This window comes from Mycobacterium sp. NGS26 (genome assembly GCF_059813025.1).
In genome coordinates, this window is the sequence record NZ_JCALDU010000004.1 from 487222 (window position 1) to 505246 (window position 18025).

The 18025-nt window shown below is 70.9% G+C and carries 18 protein-coding genes and 1 pseudogene; 9 read left to right on the forward strand and 10 right to left on the reverse strand.

The features are described from left to right. Positions 1-3: 3 nt before the first annotated feature. Positions 4-1146: an LCP family protein gene (locus tag AC5Y6X_RS16690; RefSeq protein WP_499987617.1), complete on the reverse strand. Its 1143-nt coding sequence runs from the start codon at positions 1144-1146 to the stop codon at positions 4-6. 30 nt (positions 1147-1176) lie between these two features. Next, positions 1177-1971, reverse strand: coding sequence for a DUF2470 domain-containing protein (locus tag AC5Y6X_RS16695; protein WP_499987619.1), 795 nt, complete (start codon positions 1969-1971; stop codon positions 1177-1179). Positions 1972-2063: 92 nt separating this feature from the next. On the opposite strand from AC5Y6X_RS16695, the gene pheA reads away from it, so the two are divergent. Together pheA and AC5Y6X_RS16705 are read left to right on the forward strand one after the other, a co-directional pair. After that, the gene (gene pheA / locus AC5Y6X_RS16700) at positions 2064-3005 is read left to right on the forward strand and encodes a prephenate dehydratase (protein WP_499987620.1); all 942 of its coding nucleotides are present in this window, start codon (positions 2064-2066) and stop codon (positions 3003-3005) included. Further along, a complete protein-coding gene (locus AC5Y6X_RS16705; protein ID WP_499987622.1) occupies positions 3002-3688 on the forward strand; it encodes a histidine phosphatase family protein in 687 nt (228 codons plus the stop codon). The genes pheA and AC5Y6X_RS16705 overlap by 4 nt, the downstream gene beginning before the upstream one ends. A gap of 8 nt (positions 3689-3696) precedes the next feature. Here the strand turns inward: AC5Y6X_RS16705 and AC5Y6X_RS16710 are convergent, their stop codons facing one another. The 3 genes and pseudogenes from AC5Y6X_RS16710 to AC5Y6X_RS16720 form a co-directional block, all read right to left on the reverse strand. Then, the gene (locus AC5Y6X_RS16710) at positions 3697-3891 is read right to left on the reverse strand and encodes a hypothetical protein (RefSeq protein ID WP_324675891.1); all 195 of its coding nucleotides are present in this window, start codon (positions 3889-3891) and stop codon (positions 3697-3699) included. Continuing rightward, positions 3888-4319, reverse strand: a pseudogene (locus AC5Y6X_RS16715) (metallopeptidase family protein). Before AC5Y6X_RS16715 ends, AC5Y6X_RS16710 begins: the two are co-directional and overlap by 4 nt. Before the next feature lie 3 nt (positions 4320-4322). Beyond that, complete coding sequence (locus tag AC5Y6X_RS16720; RefSeq protein ID WP_499987623.1) at positions 4323-5657, reverse strand: septum formation family protein; 1335 nt, start codon at positions 5655-5657, stop codon at positions 4323-4325. Positions 5658-5768: 111 nt separating this feature from the next. Between AC5Y6X_RS16720 and serS the strand changes: the two genes are divergently transcribed. Beyond that, complete coding sequence (gene serS / locus AC5Y6X_RS16725) at positions 5769-7022, forward strand: serine--tRNA ligase (RefSeq protein ID WP_499987624.1); 1254 nt, start codon at positions 5769-5771, stop codon at positions 7020-7022. Here serS and AC5Y6X_RS16730 read toward each other — a convergent pair. Further along, the gene (locus tag AC5Y6X_RS16730) at positions 7019-7495 is read right to left on the reverse strand and encodes a DUF2834 domain-containing protein (protein ID WP_499987625.1); all 477 of its coding nucleotides are present in this window, start codon (positions 7493-7495) and stop codon (positions 7019-7021) included. The genes serS and AC5Y6X_RS16730 overlap by 4 nt on opposite strands. Positions 7496-7562: 67 nt before the next feature. Here AC5Y6X_RS16730 and AC5Y6X_RS16735 point away from each other — a divergent pair, with 67 nt between their 5' ends. Continuing rightward, positions 7563-8186, forward strand: coding sequence for a TetR/AcrR family transcriptional regulator (locus AC5Y6X_RS16735; RefSeq protein WP_499987627.1), 624 nt, complete (start codon positions 7563-7565; stop codon positions 8184-8186). Between the two features lie 36 nt (positions 8187-8222). Continuing rightward, entirely contained in the window at positions 8223-9791 is a 1569-nt protein-coding gene (locus tag AC5Y6X_RS16740; protein ID WP_499987628.1) for a phytoene desaturase family protein, read from the forward strand. On the opposite strand, the gene AC5Y6X_RS16745 is transcribed toward AC5Y6X_RS16740, so the two are convergent. After that, positions 9788-10120 (reverse strand): hypothetical protein, encoded by a 333-nt coding sequence (locus AC5Y6X_RS16745; protein WP_499987629.1) that lies wholly within the window; start codon positions 10118-10120, stop codon positions 9788-9790. The two genes, AC5Y6X_RS16740 and AC5Y6X_RS16745, sit on opposite strands and share 4 nt — an antisense overlap. Beyond that, positions 10117-11667 (reverse strand): Rieske 2Fe-2S domain-containing protein, encoded by a 1551-nt coding sequence (locus tag AC5Y6X_RS16750; protein ID WP_499987631.1) that lies wholly within the window; start codon positions 11665-11667, stop codon positions 10117-10119. The genes AC5Y6X_RS16745 and AC5Y6X_RS16750 overlap by 4 nt, the downstream gene beginning before the upstream one ends. A gap of 105 nt (positions 11668-11772) precedes the next feature. Here AC5Y6X_RS16750 and AC5Y6X_RS16755 point away from each other — a divergent pair, with 105 nt between their 5' ends. Genes AC5Y6X_RS16755 through AC5Y6X_RS16770 form a run of 4 tightly spaced genes read left to right on the forward strand, consistent with a single transcriptional unit; the run spans position 11773 to position 14999 of the window. Next, positions 11773-12543 (forward strand): lysophospholipid acyltransferase family protein, encoded by a 771-nt coding sequence (locus tag AC5Y6X_RS16755; RefSeq protein WP_499987632.1) that lies wholly within the window; start codon positions 11773-11775, stop codon positions 12541-12543. 3 nt (positions 12544-12546) lie between these two features. Next, positions 12547-13314: a lysophospholipid acyltransferase family protein gene (locus tag AC5Y6X_RS16760; RefSeq protein ID WP_499987633.1), complete on the forward strand. Its 768-nt coding sequence runs from the start codon at positions 12547-12549 to the stop codon at positions 13312-13314. 26 nt (positions 13315-13340) lie between these two features. Beyond that, complete coding sequence (locus tag AC5Y6X_RS16765; protein WP_499987634.1) at positions 13341-14126, forward strand: lysophospholipid acyltransferase family protein; 786 nt, start codon at positions 13341-13343, stop codon at positions 14124-14126. A 42-nt stretch (positions 14127-14168) separates the two neighbouring features. Then, positions 14169-14999 (forward strand): HAD family hydrolase, encoded by an 831-nt coding sequence (locus AC5Y6X_RS16770; protein WP_499987636.1) that lies wholly within the window; start codon positions 14169-14171, stop codon positions 14997-14999. Positions 15000-15003: 4 nt separating this feature from the next. On the opposite strand, the gene AC5Y6X_RS16775 is transcribed toward AC5Y6X_RS16770, so the two are convergent. Further along, complete coding sequence (locus tag AC5Y6X_RS16775) at positions 15004-16725, reverse strand: N-acetylmuramoyl-L-alanine amidase (RefSeq protein ID WP_499987638.1); 1722 nt, start codon at positions 16723-16725, stop codon at positions 15004-15006. 174 nt (positions 16726-16899) lie between these two features. Then, the gene (locus AC5Y6X_RS16780) at positions 16900-18006 is read right to left on the reverse strand and encodes a PirG (protein WP_499987639.1); all 1107 of its coding nucleotides are present in this window, start codon (positions 18004-18006) and stop codon (positions 16900-16902) included. Positions 18007-18025: the final 19 nt, after the last annotated feature.

Genomic DNA, 18025 nt, shown 5'->3' on the forward strand with positions numbered 1-18025 from the left:
CCGTTACCGCTGTCCGTCGAGCGCCTCGGCGGGCACCGGGGCGTCGGCGGCCAGCGCGTCGAACAGCTTGCCCGCCACGTCGTGGTTCCACACCACCACCGCGCCCGCGTCGCCGCTGCCGAACTCGCCGATCGGCGCCGTCACCGAGGTGGGGGACCCGCGCAGCGCCCAGCCCAATCGGGCGAGGTCCCATACGTGGTCGCCCCGGTCGACGGTCAGGGCGCCGGCCGCGGCATGCGCGATCGCGTACCAGCGAAACGGGTTCAGCCACACCGACGGGCTCGACGCGCGGTGCAGCAGCGCCGACATGAACTGCCGCTGGTTGATCATCCGGTCCAGATCCGCCCGCGGCGTGTCGCGGGACCGGACGTAGCCGAGCGCGTTGCGGCCCTCGAGCTTTTGGCAGCCGGCCGGCAGGTCGATGCCGGCCAACGGGTCGCTGACCGGCGCGGTCGGGCACACGGTCACCCCGCCGAGCGCGTCGACCAGCGCGGCGAAACCGGCGAATCCGATCTCGACGTAGTGGTCGAGGCGCAGCCCGGTGGCCTGCTCGACGGTTTGCGTCAGCAGGGTCGCGCCGCCCATGACGAACGCGGAGTTGATCTTGTCCTTGCCGTGGCCGGGGATGGGCACGTAGGAGTCGCGCGGCAGCGAGACCACCGTCGCCGGCGTGCTCGAACCGAACGACGGCACATGCACCAGCAGGATGGTGTCGGTGCGGCCGGCGCCGACATCGCCGCCGGTGGACAGGTCCTGTTGCTGCTCGGCGGTCAGGTCCCGGCGGCTGTCGGACCCGACGAGCAGCCAGTTGGTGCCGCGGCCGGCCGCGGGCCGGTCGGCGTAGTCCGTCAGCACCGCCTCGCGGCGCAGCGTCCTGTCGAACCAGGCGGCCCCGCCCACGATGCCGGCGCCGGCCAGTAGCGCGCCGATCAGCAGGAGCAGCGCCACCCTGCGGCCCCAGCGGCGCCTGCGTCGTGCCCTCGGCGCGACGGGACGCGGCGGGGGCACCTGCGTGGGCGCCCGGCGCAGCGGCACCGTCTCGGCCGTCGGCGACGCGGTGTGGCGACGAATCACCTGCGGCGGCTCCGGACGCGGCGGTTCCGGACGCCGCGGCTCCGGCCGCTCCGGGGATCTGTCGCCGCTCACCCGGATAACGTACGTGGCGTCGCGGGCCGGTTACCGGCGGGCGCGCAGCCCGTTGATGAAGGGGCAGCCCATCAGCACCCGGATCGCCTGGCTCAGCCCGGGCATGTCGTCGGCCGGCTTGTGGAAGGGCAACCGGACGTCGCGGTCGCCGTCGTCGCCCTCGATGCGGAACCGCACCCCGTAGCGGTCGAGCCCCAGTGGGCGGACGCGTCCGCGGCGCAGCGTCGCCGGCAGCCTTGACACCAGTCGCGCGACGACGTCGCCGTGCGCATTGTCCAAGTGCCACAGCAGGTTCGACTCGATCTCGCAGAACGGGTCGGGGCGGGCCGCGAGCAGGTCCGCGACGCCGACGGCCTCGGCGCCGGTGGCGTCGGCCACCACCACGGACGCGATCTCGAGCCGCAGCAGGCGGTACCGGGCCTCCGTCCCGTCCGGCGGCGCGGACCGGGGTGTATCGACCTGCAGCAGCGCCGGGTCCGGGCACTCGGTGGCGATCAGGTCGAGGATCTTCGGCACCGCGCCCGGTGGCACCCGTCGCAGCCGGCCGCGGACCCACACCAGGGAGCGGACGGGTTCGCGCAGCGGCAGCGGCGCGTAGTCGGTCAGCTCGAGCAGGGCCTGCGACCCGTCGACCCGCGCGGCGTCGCGGTCGGCCGGAAGCGCGACGGCGAAGGACCCGTCGTGCAGCAGGTGATGCACCGGCGTGGCGACCGGCCCGTCGCGGCCGTCCCCGTTCTCGATGGCCAGGAGCGCGCCGCCGGCCCGGGTGCAGGCGCTGCGGATGCGTTCGGCGGTCGTCGGCGCGGCGCTGGTCTGCGGTAACATCGTTCTCCCATTGGCTTAGGTAAGGCTAAGTTAACTTACATGCGTGGGCGACGCAACCCTTGTTTCGGGGTGGCCGCCGTTAGGGTTGGAGCGTGGTCCGCATTGCATATCTGGGTCCCGAGGGGACCTTCACCGAGGCGGCGTTGGTCCAGATGACGTCGGCCGGACTGGTTCCCGACCGGGGGCCGGAGCCCGTGCGGCAACTGCCGATCGAGAGCACGCCGGCGGCGCTGGACGCCGTTCGCAACGGCGATGCCGACTACGCGTGCGTGCCCATCGAGAACTCGATCGACGGGTCGGTGATGGCCACCCTGGACAGCCTGGCCATCGGGTCGCCGTTGCAGGTCTTCGCCGAGACGACGCTGGACGTGGCGTTCAGCATCGTCGTCAAGCCGGGCCGGGGCGCCGCCGACGTGCGCACGGTCGCGGCGTTCCCGGTGGCCGCGGCCCAGGTGCGCCACTGGCTCACCGCCCGGCTGCCCGGGACCGAGCTGCGGCCGGCCTACTCCAACGCCGACGCCGCGCGACAGGTGGCCGACGGCAACGCCGACGCCGGGGTGACCTCGCCGCTGGCCGCCGCCCGCTGGGGGCTGGACGTCCTGGCCGACGGCGTCGTCGACGAACCCAACGCCCGCACCCGCTTCGTGCTGGCCGGTCTGCCGGGCCCGCCGCCGGCCCGCACCGGCGCCGACCGCACGTCGGTGGTGCTGAGCGTCGACAACGTGCCCGGGGCGCTGCTGGGCGCGCTCGCCGAATTCGGCATCCGCGGTATCGACCTGACCCGGATCGAATCCCGTCCGACCCGCACCGAGCTGGGCACCTACCTGTTCTTCGCCGACTGCGTCGGCCACATCGACGACGACGCCGTCGCCGAGGCACTCAAGGCGCTGCACCGTCGTTGTGCCAGTGTGCGATACCTGGGTTCCTGGCCGACGGGCGCGGCCGCCGGCGTGCTGCCGCCGCCGGCCGACGAGGCGTCGCGGTGGCTGGCGCGGTTGCGGGCGGGCAAACCGGAGCAGGACTTCGACTCATGAGCGGTCGTCTGGTGCTGGTGCGGCACGGCCAGTCCTACGGCAACGTCGAGCGCAGGCTGGACACCCGGCTGCCGGGCGCCGAGCTGACACCGAAGGGCCGCGACCAGGCCCGGGCGTTCGCCCTCGGCGCCGGGCGGCCGGCGATGCTCACGCACTCGATCGCCACCCGGGCGTCGCAGACGGCCGCGGTGATCGGCGCCGCGCTCGACGTGGCGGCCCACGAGGTCGTCGGCATCCATGAGGTGCAGGTCGGGGAGCTGGAAAACCGCAGCGACGACGACGCGGTCGCGGAGTTCAACGCGATCTACGACCGGTGGCATCACGGCGAGCTCGACGTGCCGCTGCCCGGCGGCGAGACCGGCAGCGAGGTGTTGGACCGCTACGTGCCGGTGCTCACCGAACTGCGGATGCGCTACCTCGACGACGACGACTGGGACGGCGACATCGTCGTCGTCAGCCACGGTGCGGCGATCCGGCTGGCGTCCGCGGTGCTGGCCGGGGTGGACGCCAACTTCGCGCTGGACAACCACCTGGACAACGCCGAGTCGGTGGTGTTGGCGCCGATCACCGACGGGCGGTGGAGTTGTCTGCGGTGGGGAACGTTGACGCCGCCGTTCTACCCGCAGCCCGACGCCAGCCCCGTCGAGGACGCGGTGCGGTCGAGCACCGACCCGATGGGCTGACCCGGCGCTCAGACGGCCAGCGGGACCGATTCCTCGGTGCAGCCGCAGCCGACGGCGTCGCAGTCGATGACGAACGCGTGCGGCAACAGCTCGGGGCTGACGCAGCCGGGCTCGGTGCACTCCGACCGGCGCAGCCAATGGCGAATGATGGTGCCGTGGCAGTGATCTAGTCCCGCCCGGCAGTCGCGGCAGTCAGCGCTCATAACGCGTTCATAGCACCGACGCCGGACAAATTCGGGATGCCGCGCCCGGGCGGACGCTCGCGGATCGGACGCCGTCGTCACGCCCAGCCCAGTTCGTGCAACCTGTCGTCGTCGATGCCGAAGTGGTGGGCGATTTCGTGGATCACCGTGATCGCGACCTCCTCGACGACCTCGTCGTCGGAGTCGCACGCGTCCAGCAGCGCCTCGCGGTAGATGGTGATGGCGTCGGGCAACGACCCGCCGTAGTCGGAGTCGCGCTCGGTCAGCGCCACGCCCTCGTACAGGCCGAGGAGCCCGGTGTCCTCGGGGTGGCGGTCGGCCACCAGCACGACGACGTTGTCCATCGCGGCCGTCAGCTCGGGCGGGATCAGGTCGAGCGCGTCGGAGACCAACTCGTCGAACCGTTGCGGATCCATCCGCACGGCCACCGGCTAGCCTCCCGGCGCGGGTGGCGGCGGTGGTGCGGGTGGCGCTTCCGGAGCCGGCGGTGGCGGCGGCGCCTCCGGGGCGGGTGGTGGTGGCGGTGGCGCCTCCGGGGCCGGCGGTGGCGGCGGGGCTTCGGGCGGCTGGGTGGCCGGGGCCTGCGACGCCGGCGCCTGGGGTGGCGTCACGACCGGCTGCTGCGGCAGGTGCTGGTTGTTCGGCGGGATGGCGTTGGGCTGGGAGGTGGGCTCCGGCGCCTGAACCTGAACCGGGATCGACGGCAGCGAGAGCCGCTCCTCGGGGATGTCGGGCGGCGGCACCGGCGGCTGACCGTTGATCAGCAGCTGCCCCTTGGCGTGGTTCACCAACGTCGCCCAGCCGCCGTTGCCCAGGCTGGCGCCGATGCTGCAGGCGACCTCGCGGCTGCCCGCCTGCCAGCTGGGCAGCGACACGGTGGGGTAGATCAGCGTCAGCGTGGTGGTGCGCAACTTCACGGGCGCGAGGAACGCGTCGGTCATCCTGGTGCACGAGTCCTTGATGAAGCCGTCCTGCTCGGGCTCGGCGGGCAGCGGGCCGGGGAACTTCTCGGCCAGGTTGACCGTGCCGGTGATCTCCATCGCGTGCGGGGCCGCGCAGTCGACGGGAACGTCGTTGGGCTGGTTGGTCGCCGTGTCGATGCCCAGGCAGGTGCCGGCGGGCCAGACCTTGGACTGGTCGACGTCGGCGACCCTGCCCTTGAACGCGGCCTGCTGGTTGTTCGGCCCGGGCAGCTGCAGGCCGCACAGCATGCGGCGCTCGCCGGACTGGCGCCAGGCCCGGTCCCCCGACCACAGCATGCTGACGCTGAACTTGCTGTTGGGATCGAACTTGGGCCCGAGGTAGCGGCGCACCGCGGCCTCGCACTGCTCCTGGCTGATCTGCTGGATGCGCGCTGGCGACGGGGGCGCCGCGGAGGGCCCGTACTCCGAGCCGGGGAACGTGCGCATGTCGATGGACTCGGCGACCTCGAACTTGTGGTCGTCCGCGCAGTTGACGATGCCCGCCGACTCCGGCGTGATGTCGGGCCACATCAGGCAATCGCCGCTCTTGGCCCGGTTGAATGCGGCGTCGCTCTTGGCTCCGGTGCTGGGCACCGGGTTGCTGTTGAGGTAGCCGGCCAGCCGCCCCGGCCCGCTGCCGCCGACCGGGATCGCGGTGGCCAGCCCGGCGATCAGCAGGCCGCCGAGCGCGAAGAGGAGCAGCGCCCGCCGGGTCGCGGTCGCCTGCAGGGACCGCGGCCACCGGAACCCGCCCGCCGGCTGGTCCGCTTCGGGCGCTTCGGGCGCTTCGGGCGTATCCAACATCGGCTCCATTCTGACAGGGCCCACCGAGGGGCGTGACAAATGTTGCTGATGTGATGCCGTATCGCGCACTCGGTCCGACGCCGGTGTCGGGCCAAAAGTAGTCTTCAGGCCGTGATCGACCTGAAGCTGCTCCGCGAGGACCCCGACGCCGTCCGCCGTTCCCAGCGCAGCCGCGGCGAAGACCCGGAGCTGGTGGACGCCCTGCTGGCGGCCGACGCGAACCGCCGCGCCGCGATCACGGCGGCCGACGCGCTGCGCGCCGAGCAGAAGGCCGCCAGCAAGAGCGTGGGCGCCGCGTCGGCCGAGGAGCGGCCGGCCAGGCTGGCCCGCGCCAAGGAGCTCGCCGAGCGGGTGAAGGCCGCCGAAGCCGCCCAGGCCGAGGCCGAGGCGGCGTTCACCGCCGCGCACATGGCGATCTCCAACGTCATCGTCGACGGTGTCCCGGCCGGCGGGGAGGACGACTTCGACGTCCTCGACGTCGTCGGCGAGCCCAGGGCGATCGAAAACCCCAGGGACCACCTGGAACTCGGCGAGGCGCTGGGCCTCATCGACATGCAGCGCGGCGCCAAGGTGTCCGGCTCGCGGTTTTACTTCTTGACCGGCCGGGGCGCGCTGTTGCAGCTGGGCCTGTTGCAGCTGGCGTTGCGGCTGGCCGTCGACAACGGGTTCGTGCCGATGATCCCGCCGGTGCTGGTGCGCCCGGAGGTGATGGCCGGCACCGGGTTCCTGGGCGCCCACGCCGAGGAGGTGTACCGGCTGGAGGCCGACGACCTCTACCTCGTCGGCACCTCCGAGGTGCCGTTGGCCGGCTATCACGCCGACGAGATCCTGGACCTGTCCGCCGGCCCGCTGCGCTACGCGGGCTGGTCGACGTGTTTCCGCCGCGAGGCCGGCAGCCACGGCAAGGACACCCGCGGCATCATCCGGGTGCATCAGTTCGACAAGGTCGAGGGGTTCGTCTACTGCGAGCCCGGCGACGCCGAGGCGGAGCATCAACGGCTGCTGGGCTGGCAGCGCGAGATGCTGGCGCTCATCGACGTGCCGTACCGGGTGATCGACGTGGCCGCGGGCGACCTGGGTTCCTCGGCGGCGCGCAAATTCGACTGCGAGGCATGGGTTCCCACGCAGGGCACCTACCGCGAGCTGACGTCGACGTCGAACTGCACCACCTTCCAGGCGCGCCGGCTGGCCACCCGGTACCGGGACGACAACGGCAAGCCGCAGATCGCGGCCACACTCAACGGGACCCTGGCCACCACCCGGTGGCTGGTGGCGGTCCTGGAGAACCACCAGCGGCCCGACGGCAGCGTGCGGGTTCCCGACGCGCTGGTGCCCTTCGTCGGCACCGAGGTGCTCGAGCCCTAGGCGGGCACCGTCTCCCGTTCGTGGCGGCGCTGCCGCTCCATGGTGGCGAAGTAGAACGCGAACGCGAACGCGAAGCTGGTGAACAGGCTGGACACGAAGTACAACCAGGGGCGCCGCAACCCGCGGCGATAGCCGTCGACGATGGTGAACAGCGGCAGCAGAATCACATTCGCGATCGTGTAGTCCTGGCTGGCCGAGCTGGCGGCCGGGTTGGTGAACATCAGCCGGATGTAGTCGGACCAGCTGCCGGGCCCCCAGATGGGGTTCGTCGAGCCGGCCGAGTACTGCTGCACGAAATGGATGTTGAACCACCAGCCCAGCGCCACGGACGCGATACCGACGACGTAATACACGCATTCCAGCGGCGAGAAAAACGGGCCGGCCGCCGGCCGGGCGAACACGCCGGCGTTCGACGCGACGATCCAGCCGATGACGGAGAGACCGAGAACCGCATGCACGAGAAGCGAGACCATGGCCGAAGTCTCACCGCCTCCCAAAGTTTTGTCAATAATGACATAACCGATGGGGTACCTTACTGCCATGGTCCGGCCGGCGCAGACGGCGCGCAGCGAGCGCACCCGGGAGAAGTTGATCCAGGCCGCGATGGTGCGATTCCTGGCCCAGGGCGTGCAGGAGACCTCGGCCGAACAGATCGCCGCGGACGCCGGGGTGTCGCTGCGCACCTTCTATCGGCATTTCGGCTCCAAGCACGAATTGCTGTTTGCCGACTACACCGGCCTGACGTGGTTTCGCGCGGCGCTCGATGCCAGGCCGGTCGACGAGCCGGTTATCGATTCCGTCCAGACGGCCATCTTCGCGTTTCCGTATGACGTTGAGGCCGTGACGAAAATCGCCGCATTGCGGGGCGGCGACCTCGACCAGGGACGCATCGTCCGCCACATTCGGGATGTCCAGGCCGACCTGGCCGACGCCATCGAGTCCCAGTTGCGCAGGCGTAGCTGCCCGGCGGATCTGACGGCCGATGCGCGGCTACGCATCACGGTGACCGCACGCTGCATCGCGGCGGGTGTCTTCGGCGCCATGGAAGCCTGGATGGTCGGCGAGGATCGATCGCTCGGCGAGTTGGCGCGGATGTCGCACAGGGCGCTCGAATCGCTGCGAGCAGGCATCACCGGCACCTGGGCGACCGCAGTTTTGTCATAATTGACAAAACTTTCGATCCGTGCCAGCCTGCCCAGAATGACTGGTTATGACGCGATCGTTGTCGGTGCCGGGCACAACGGGCTGGCCGCGGCGGTGCTGCTGCAGAAGGCCGGGCTGCGGACCGTGTGCCTGGACTCGAAGCTATACGCCGGGGGGATGGCCTCCACCGTGGAGCTGTTCGACGGGTACCGCTTCGAGATCGCCGGCTCGGTGCAGTTCCCGACGGCGGCCGTCGTGGTGCAGGAGCTGGGCCTGGACACCCTGCCGACCATCGACCTGGACGTGATGTCGGTGGCGGTGCGCGGTGTCGGCGACGACCCGCTGGTACAGTACAGCGACCCGGTCAAACTGTTCGCCCACCTCAACGAGGTGCACGGGGCGGACGCGGTCAACGGCATGGCCGGGCTGATGGCGTGGAGCCAGGCCCCGACGCGGGCGCTGGGCCGGTTCGAGGCGGGCGCGCCGCCCAAGACGCTCGACGAGATGTATGCCTGCGCCACAAACGAATTCGAACGCTCCGCCATCGACGACATGCTGTTCGGCTCGTGCACCGACGTGTTGGACCGCTACCTGCCGGACCGCGAGAAGCACGGCGCGCTGCGCGGCTCGATGACCGTGCTGGCCGTCAACACCCTCTACCGCGGGCCGGCCACCCCGGGCAGCGCGGCCGCGCTGGCCTTCGGGCTGGGCGTTCCCGACGGGGACACCATGCAGATGAAGAAGCTCCGCGGCGGCATCGGCGCGCTCACCGCGCACCTGTGCGAACTGCTGGAGGGCCGCGGCGGCGAGCTGCGGCTGCGCACCAAGGTGACCGAGATCCTGGTCGACAACGCCGGTTCCGGGTGGCGGGTGACCGGCGTGCGGACCGAGGCCGGGGAGACGCTGACGGCCCCGATCGTCGTGTCCGGCATCGCGCCCGACGTCACGCTCAACGAGCTGATCGACCCCGCCGCGCTGCCGGCCGACATCCGGGCGCGCTACGCGCGGATCGACCACCGCGGCAGCTACCTGCAGATGCACTTCGCGCTGGACGAGGCGCCCGCCTTCGGCCCGCCGTACGAGTCCCTCAACGACCCGGCCATGCAGGCATCCATCGGGCTCTTCTGCACGCCGGAGGAAGTCCAGCGGCAGTGGGAGGACTGCCGCCGCGGCATCGTCCCGGCCGATCCGACGGTGGTCCTGCAGATCCCGTCGCAAAACGATCCGGACCTGGCCCCCGAGGGCAAGCACGCCGCGTCGGCGTTCGCGTTGTGGTTCCCCATCGAGGGCGGCGCCGACTACGGCCGGGCAAAGGTCGAAATGGGTCAGCGGGTGATCGACAAGATCACCCGGCTCGCGCCGAATTTCGAGCGCAGCATCATCCGGCACACCACCTTCACGCCCAGGCACATGGGCGTGATGTTCGGCGCCCCGGGCGGCGACTACTGCCACGGTCTGCTCAACCCCGACCAGATCGGCCCCAATCGGCCCGGTCCGAAAGGCTTTCTCGGCCAGCCGATCCCGATCGAGGGACTGTACCTGGGCAGCGCCGGTTGCCACGGCGGACCGGGAATCACCTTCATCCCCGGCTACAACGCCGGGCGGGCCGCACTGGACGACCGCTAGGGCGACTCGCCCAGCAACTTGTCCAGCAGCGCGATGAACTCGTCCGGGCGCGCGGGCGTGAACGCGGGGCTGGGCCGGGTTCCCGGCACGTCCAATGTGACCAGCGTCGACCGGAACGGGCGCTTCATGTCCAGGGGCAGCCAACGGCGGAAATCCGAGGTGCCCCAGACGCGCAAGCGGTGCCAGAAGAGGTCCAGCGCCTCGGTCTTGTACCCACGGATGGTGTCGAGCGGGATGACCTTGGACGTGCCGGAGGGAAAGTGGTAGCGGCGCAACGTGATCGCCGCGCGGTCCAGCTGAACCAGGCCGTCGTCATACGTGTCGGTCATGCCCGGCGGCTCCGCAGCGGATGACCCCGCGAGGTCAGGCAGCGGCCGTCGTCCAGCCGCCACTGCCACCCGTGCAGGTTGCAGGTCAACGTGTTGCCCTCCACCACACCGAATTTCGACAGGTCGGCCTTGAGATGCGGGCAGCGGCGCTGAATTTCCCAGCCGTCCAGGACGATCGACGCGGAGTCGTCGTGGGTTTCGGCGAACCAGCCGTCGGCGTACGCGATGCGCTCGTCGGTCAGGCACTTGAAGAACGTGTACAGGTATTCGTTGTAGCCGCCGACCCGCCACGCCGTGAAACGGGTGGACAGGAAGATGGTGTTCACCCAGTCCGGCTCGCGGTCCCGCAGCACGGTGCGCACCAGCTCCGGCGCGATGGCGAAGCCGTAGCGGACCTTCTCGTCGGGAATCGCTTCGCGCACCGCCCGTTTCGGGAAGTCGAGGATGATGGTCTCCGGGCCGATCACCAGCTCGACGGGATAGCCGATGCCGTCGCAGATCTCGTTGCTCTGCGACATGATCGGTTCGAACAGCGCCCGCAGCGGTTCCAGCAGCGGCTCGCCGGTCGCGGGAGCCCAGCTCGCCCGCTCGGCGGCCAGGACGGGCGCCATCCGGTCGGCGTAGTCGGCGATGTAGGCCGACTTGCCGGTGGTGAAGATGGCCTCCACGTCCTCGACGGGCAGCGGGTGGCTCAGCGAGCTCAGCCGCGCGCCGGTGAAATCCGCGGTCGACCCCGGGATCATCAGCAGGCCGCGATCGTGCCCGTGGGCGCGCATCTGGTCCAGGAACACCATCTGGTCGGGGAAGATGTTGGCCGGGTCGCCGCGGTCGTCGTTGAGGTGGCGCAACTCCGGGTCCAGGAAGCACGGCGGCCCCGCCGACGGCACCACCCAGGTCGCCCCCACCTGGGCGATGTACTGGCGGGCGCGATCCATCTGCCGTTGCCGCTTCTGGGTGCCGAACGACGCCTTGGCGCGTGCGGGCATGTCGTAGACCATCGGGTACCAGATCGCCCCGGAGTACTGCAGCATGTGCACGTCGACGTGCCCGAACTGACGGGCCAGCACGTCCAAGTCCACCGGCCGGGCATCGTTCATGTTGAAAACCGTTGTGCTGCCGTCGGAAACCGCCAGCGCCGAATCGCCGATCGGCCCGTCCGCGGGGGCGCGCAGCGCGATGATCATGACGTCGAGCTCGCCCTTGGGCCCGGCGACCCGGTGCTTGACCGAGTCGGTGGTCTCGAAGAATCGGTGAAAGCCCAACTCCTGCAGCTCATTTCGAAGGTCGGGCACCGGAAAGTCGGGCAGCAGCACCACCGCGTCCTTGTTGACGTGGGCGCGCAGGTGCCTCGCGTCGAAGTGGTCCTTGTGCAGGTGCGAGACGTACAGGTAGTCGCAGTCGCCCAGCGCGTCCCAGTCCAGCCCGCTGTTGTCCGGGAAGGGGAACCAGGACGCGAAGTAGGCGGGGTTGACCCAGGGGTCACACAGGATGCTGCCCGCATGGGTCTGGATCAGGAATCCGGCGTGGCCTACGCTCGTGACCTGCACAAATACCTTTCTCGGGTCGCTGGGGATCGTCCCAAGCTTAGCGTGCGGCGTCGTCCGTGGACTGCGTCAGGCGGCTCACAGCCGGGAGCACTACGCTGAATGGCTGTGGAACCGGTATACGGGACTGTCATTCAGCTTGCCCGGTTGGTCTGGCGCATACAGGGCCTCAAGATCACCGTGTCCGGGGTCGAGAACCTGCCCACCAGCGGCGGCGCGGTCGTCGCGATCAACCACACCGGCTACCTCGACTTCACCTTCGCCGGTTTGCCCGCCTACAAGCAGGGCCTGGGCCGCAAGGTCCGGTTCATGGCCAAGCAGGAGGTCTTCGACCACAAGATCACCGGGCCGATCATGCGCAGCCTGCGGCACATCTCGGTGGACCGGCTGGACGGGGCCGCGTCCTACGAGGAGGCCGTCCGGATGCTGAAGGACGGCGAGCTGGTCGGGGTGTACCCCGAGGCCACCATCAGCCGCAGTTTCGAGATCAAGGAGTTCAAGTCGGGGGCCACCCGGATGGCGGTCGAGGCCGGCGTGCCGATCGTTCCGCACATCGTCTGGGGCGCACAACGCATCTGGACCAAGGGCCATCCCAAGAAGCTGCTTCGCCCGAAGGTGCCGATCACGGTGCTCGTCGGCGAACCGATCGAGCCGACGCTGGCGATCGAGGATCTGAAGGGCCTGCTGCACTCGCGGATGCAACACCTGCTGGAGCGGGCGCAGGAACAGTACGGGCCGCATCCGGCCGGGGAGTTCTGGGTGCCGCACCGGCTGGGCGGCGGCGCCCCCTCGCTGGCCGAGGCGTCCCGCCTCGACGCCGAGGAGGCGGCCGCGCGGGCGGCCCGTCGCGCCCAGGCCGCACGGGCACCGGAGCCGTAGCCCATGGCGGAGCCGACCTTTCGCACGCTCGAGATCATGGCCCAGCTGGTCGTGATGGCGACCGGAACCCGGATCACCTACCGCGGCGAGGAGAACGTCCCGGCACACGGTGGCGCGGTGGTGGCCATCAACCACACCAGCTACGTCGACTTCCTGCCCGCCGCGTTGGCGATGCACCGCCGCGGCCGCCGGCTGCGGTTCATGATCAAGGCGGAGATGCAGCGGGTGAAGGCGATCAACTTCTTGATCAAACACACGAAGACCATCCCGGTGGACCGTGACGCCGGCGCCGGGGCCTACGCGGTGGCCGTGCAGCGGCTGCGCGAGGGCGAGCTCGTCGGGGTCTACCCGGAGGCCACCATCAGCCGCAGCTTCGAGCTCAAGGAATTCAAGACCGGGGCCGCCCGGATGGCCCTCGAAGCCGACGTTCCGATCGTTCCGGTGATCGTCTGGGGCGCGCAGCGGATCTGGACCAAGGACCACCCGCGGCACATCGGCCGCCGCAAGCTGCCGGTCATCGTGCAGGTGGGCCCGCCGCTGCGGGCCGCCGACGACGTCGCGCAGACCAGCGCCGCCCTGCGCGAGGCGATGACGGAGCTGCTGCATCGGGCCCAGCGGGACTATCCCCAGCCGGCGGGCGCCTACTGGGTGCCGGCCCGATTGGGCGGCGGCGCACCGACTTTGGCCGAGGCGGCCGAGATCGAGGCCGAGGAGGCCGCGGCACGGTCGGCCAACAAGGCCGCCAACCGCACCCCGAATCGGTCGCGGTAGGGGCGCGGGAGGGAAAGGAGAAGGACATGGGAGACGCCTTTTACCGGTTCGGCGAGTTGGTCGTCCCGCCGGTCGTCGCGATGCAGGGAACGAAGTTCACCTACCGCGGCCTGGAGAACATCCCGCAGCGGGGCGGCGCGATACTCGCCCAGAACCACACCAGCTACCTGGACTGGCTCCCGACGATGCTCGCCGTTAAGGAGCGGGGCCGCCGCATGTACTTCATGATCAAGGCGGAGATGGGCGAGGTGAAGTCGGTCAACTACGTGATCAAGCACGCCCGGCTCATCCCGGTAGACCGCAGGCGTGGACACGACGCTTTCGACGTCGCCGTGCGGCGGCTGCGCGAGGGCGAGCTCATCGGGATGCATCCCGAGGCCACCATCAGCCGCAGCTTCGAGCTCAGGGAGTTCAAGACGGGCGCCGTGCGGATGGCGCTGGAGGCCCAGGCGCCAATCCTTCCAGTGGTCGTCTGGGGCGCACACCGCATCTGGCCCAAGGATCATCCGAAGAAGGTGTGGCGCAACAAGGTTCCGATCACCGTGGCCGTCGGCCGCCCGCTGGCGCCCCAGGGCACGCCGGAGCAACTCAACGTCATGCTGCGCAGTGTGATGAACGAGTTGCTCTACCAGGTGCAGGAGGAATATCCGCATCCGGATGGCGAGTACTGGGTGCCCCGGCGGCTGGGTGGCAGCGCCCCCACCCGAGAAGATTCCCAGGCCATCAGGTTGGCCGAGTTGCAGGAGCGGATTCGACGGTACGGAACCGATGGCGTGACCCGGCCGGGGCAAGATCTGAGCGGATTGCATTGACGCCCAACGACTTCGAAGGCGGACCGTGTCGGTGACAGCTCGGTGACCGACCCGATATCGCCGGCGCTGATCGCTTGCGACGTCGACGGCACACTGTTCGACGGCAGCGAAACCATCTCCCCGCGCACGCGCGAAGCGGTGCGCGCCGCGGTGGCCGCCGGCGCGGGCTTCGTCGTGGCCACCGGGCGGCCGCCGCGGTGGATACGCCCGGTGGTGGACGCGCTCGGGTTCGCGCCAATGGCGGTGTGCGCCAACGGGGCCGTCGTCTATGACCCCGCGTCCGACCGGGTGGTGTCGGCGCGCACCATCGACGTCGACACCCTGGCCGAGTTGGCCGAGCTCGCGAACCGGGTCATCCCGGGCGCGGGGCTGGCCGTCGAGCGGATCGGCGAGCGCGCCCACGACACCGCGACGCCCCAGTTCATCAGCTCGCCGGGCTACGAGCACGCATGGCTGAACCCGGACAACACCGAGGTGTCGATCGAGGACCTGCTCAGCGCGCCGGCGATCAAGCTGCTGATCCGCAAGGCCGGTGCCCGCAGCGCGGACATGGCGGCCGTGCTGACCAAGCACGTCGGCATCGAGGGCGACGTCACCTACTCGACCGACAACGGGCTGGTGGAGATCGTCCCGCTGGGAATCAGCAAGGCCACCGGCGTGGAAGAGGTCGCCAAGCCGCTGGGGATCGGCAGCCATGAGGTGGTGGCGTTCGGCGACATGCCCAACGACGTGCCGATGCTGCTGTGGGCGGGGCACGGCGTGGCGATGGGCAACGCGCACCCGGACGTGCGGGCCGCCGCCGACGAGGTCACCGCGTCCAACGACGACGACGGCGTCGCGCGGGTGCTGGAACGCTGGTGGCGATCGGCTTGAGCGCCTAGGTGGTCGTCGGGTGCGCCGGCAGCGAGAAGTGTTCCGGCGGCACCGTGGGGCCGCTGGGCGACTGCGTCGCCAGCGGCGTGGTGATCCCGTCGACGACCTCGGTGATGTTTCCGGTGAGCCGCTCGAAGTTCAGCGTCCCGTGCTGGAAGTTCTGCGTAATCCGCAGTGGCTCTTGGATTTCCGCGCTGGTGGGCAACCCGAGCGGGCCCCGCTCGAAGCTCAGCGACGCCCAGGCCTCGTAGATCGCGCCGGTGACCGGCTGCGCGCCCGTCTCGGGTGACCAGTACATCGCGCCCTTGGCGAACGTGGCGTACCGGGCGCCGCCCTCGGCGCTGTCCTCCGGCGAGGTCGGCGCGCCCAGGACGCTGTTCATGCCGCCGATCGCCTGCCAGTGCTCGTAGATGGCGCCGCCCTGCAGCGCCTTGATCAACTCCTCGGGCGGATCGTTGACATGCGATGCGATGTCCCGGATTTCGTCCATCAGCGCATAGGCCGCGTTGCCGGGGCAGTCGGTGTTGCCGACGTCGCGGTGGGTGAAGATGGTGGGCAGGTTCGCCACCGCGCCGGCCGGGAAGGTGGTGTAGTGGCTGCCCGCCGACTCGAGGGCCACCGTGCCCTTGGGGTCGACGTCGTCGAGGCCCAGACGCCAGCCGAGGAGCCGGCCGACGGTTCGAAGCTGGATCGGCGTCGGCGGCACGTCGTCGAAGTTGCCGATCATCGCCACGCCCCAGGTGTTGCGGTTGAAGCCGCCGGTGTGGAAGGCCTCGACCGCTTTGGTCAGTCCCCCGGCGCTGCCCTCGAAGACCTGGCCGTACTTGTCCACCAACGCGTTGTAGGCGATGTCGCACCAGCCCAGCGTCTTGCTGTGGTAGGTGTAGATGGCCTTGACGATCCCGGCCGATTCCAGCGGTGAGTAGTCGTTGCTGCCCGCGGTGTGGTGGATGACGGCGGCGCGAATCCCGTTGTCGTACTGGGGACTACCGCATCGCAGCGATTCGTCGGCCCCCCATTCGGCGCGGCTGATGATGGGCGGCGCCTGGCCCGGCATGACGACCCCCGACGGCGGCGTCCATTGCGTCTGCGCCGGCGCCTGCGGCGGCGAGATGAGGATCGCCGAGATGTTCTGCCCGAGGGGCTGCTCCCGCGACGCCGGCTTGTAGCCCAGGCCCGCGTCCTCGGCCGGGCCGCTCGGCGGCGCGGCCCGCGTCACCGGCGCGTCGAGCGGGCGGGTGACCGCGATCTGCACCGTCGTGGTGGTGCCGACGAACACCGGATCCGTGCTGCGCGGGCCCTCGGTGGGGCCGGCGTCGTTGCCCGAACCGCCCTGCTGGGCCGGGCCGGCGTCGTTGCCCGAACCGCCCTGCTGGGCCGGGCCGGCGTCGTTGCCCGAACCGCCGTCGGGGGCAGCGGTCTCGTACTCGGTCTGATACCAGGGCCCCCAGGATCCGTCGGGCCGCCGGGCGCGCACCCGGGTCGAGGTGCCGGCCAGGTCGCCGGTGAGCGCGACCAACGAGAACGGCTCGTCCTGCGTGACCTCGCGAACCGTGACGCCCGCGCCGAGCCCGATCAGCGGTCGCTCGGTGAGCTGGGTGCCGCGCGCCGGGGGCGGGCCGGCGACGCCGCGATCGTGTGTCACGTCCGCCACCGCCGAGACGATGACCACCGTCGCCGCGACGGCGGTGAGCAGCATCGTTGGTGCGCGACGGCGGGACGACACCAGCCGATGTTACGTGTGTTTCTGATGTTACCTATGAGGCGACACGATGTACGCGCCCGAAAACTCCACGAAAACCTGTTCGACGGCACCGCAGAGGTTTGGTTGCCGGGCGAGTTGCTAGCTCCCCAATCCCGGACTCTGCGGTGCCGTCAGGTGACAGGTCCCCCGAAGCTCTTAGACCGGAGGCAGCGCCGGCGCCGCGGCCGGCAGTGCCCCGGCGGCCGCCGGCAGCGCACCCGCCGCCGCGCCCGGCAGGGCACCCGCGGCACCCGCCGCGCCCGGCAAAGCACCCGCGGCACCCGCCGCGGCCGGCAACGCACCCGCTGCCGCACCCGGCAGGGCACCCGCGGCACCCGGCAGGGCACCCGCGGCGCCCGGCAGGGCACTCGCGGCGGCACCCGGCGCGGCCGCGCCGCCGTGCACGCCCTGCATGATCGCCGGCATGACCAGGCCCTTGAGCAGGTCGATCGCCTGACCGGCGCCCAGCTGGTTGGCGGCCTGCATCACGTCGTTGACGAGCCCGCCGCCGCCACTGCTGCCGGAGCCGCCGCCGAGACCGCCGGTCCCCACCGGCGAGGCGCCGCCCAGGGTCGACGGGTCACCGAGGATCGGGTAGGTGCCGTCGGCGCCCGGGTCCAAGCCGGCCGGCGCGGCGCCGATCGGCACCTCGCTGGGGGTGACCCCGGTACCGCCGAGACCCGGCGCGACTCCAGTCGGGCTGGTCAGGCCCGGGTTGGACAGCGCGGGGTTCATCCCCGCGCCCGGCGTGGTCGGCGCACCCGGCGCGGTGAGCCCGGGCGTCCCGGGCGTCAGGCCCGGGTTGGTCAGCCCCGGTGTGCCGACGCCCGGTGTGCCGAGACCCGGGGTGGTCGGGCCCGGCGTGCCGAGGCCCGGGCTGGCCAGCCCCGGCGTACCCAGGCCCGGCGTACCCAGGCCCGGCGTACCCAGACCCGGACTGGTCAGCCCCGGACTGGTCAGGCCCGGCGTACCCAGACCCGGGCTGGTGAGCCCGGTGGCGCCGGTGGTGGTGCCGCTGGTCCCGCTCAACGCCGGCACCGGGGGCAGGTTGATCCCGAACTGCGACAGGCCCTGCGAAAGCGCGCCCATCAGCTCGCCGGGCAGGTCGCTCATGACCGCGGCCTGCTTGAAGTCGTGGTGCTCGGGCGGCTTGCTGCCCGCGGTGGATTCGTAAACCAGGAAGTATGCGCAAGGACTCGCGACTGCCAGGGCGGCGACCGCGCTCATGGCTGTCGAAAGCTTGCGTCGGCGTCGGTTCGGCACGGAAGTCTCCTCAATCTGG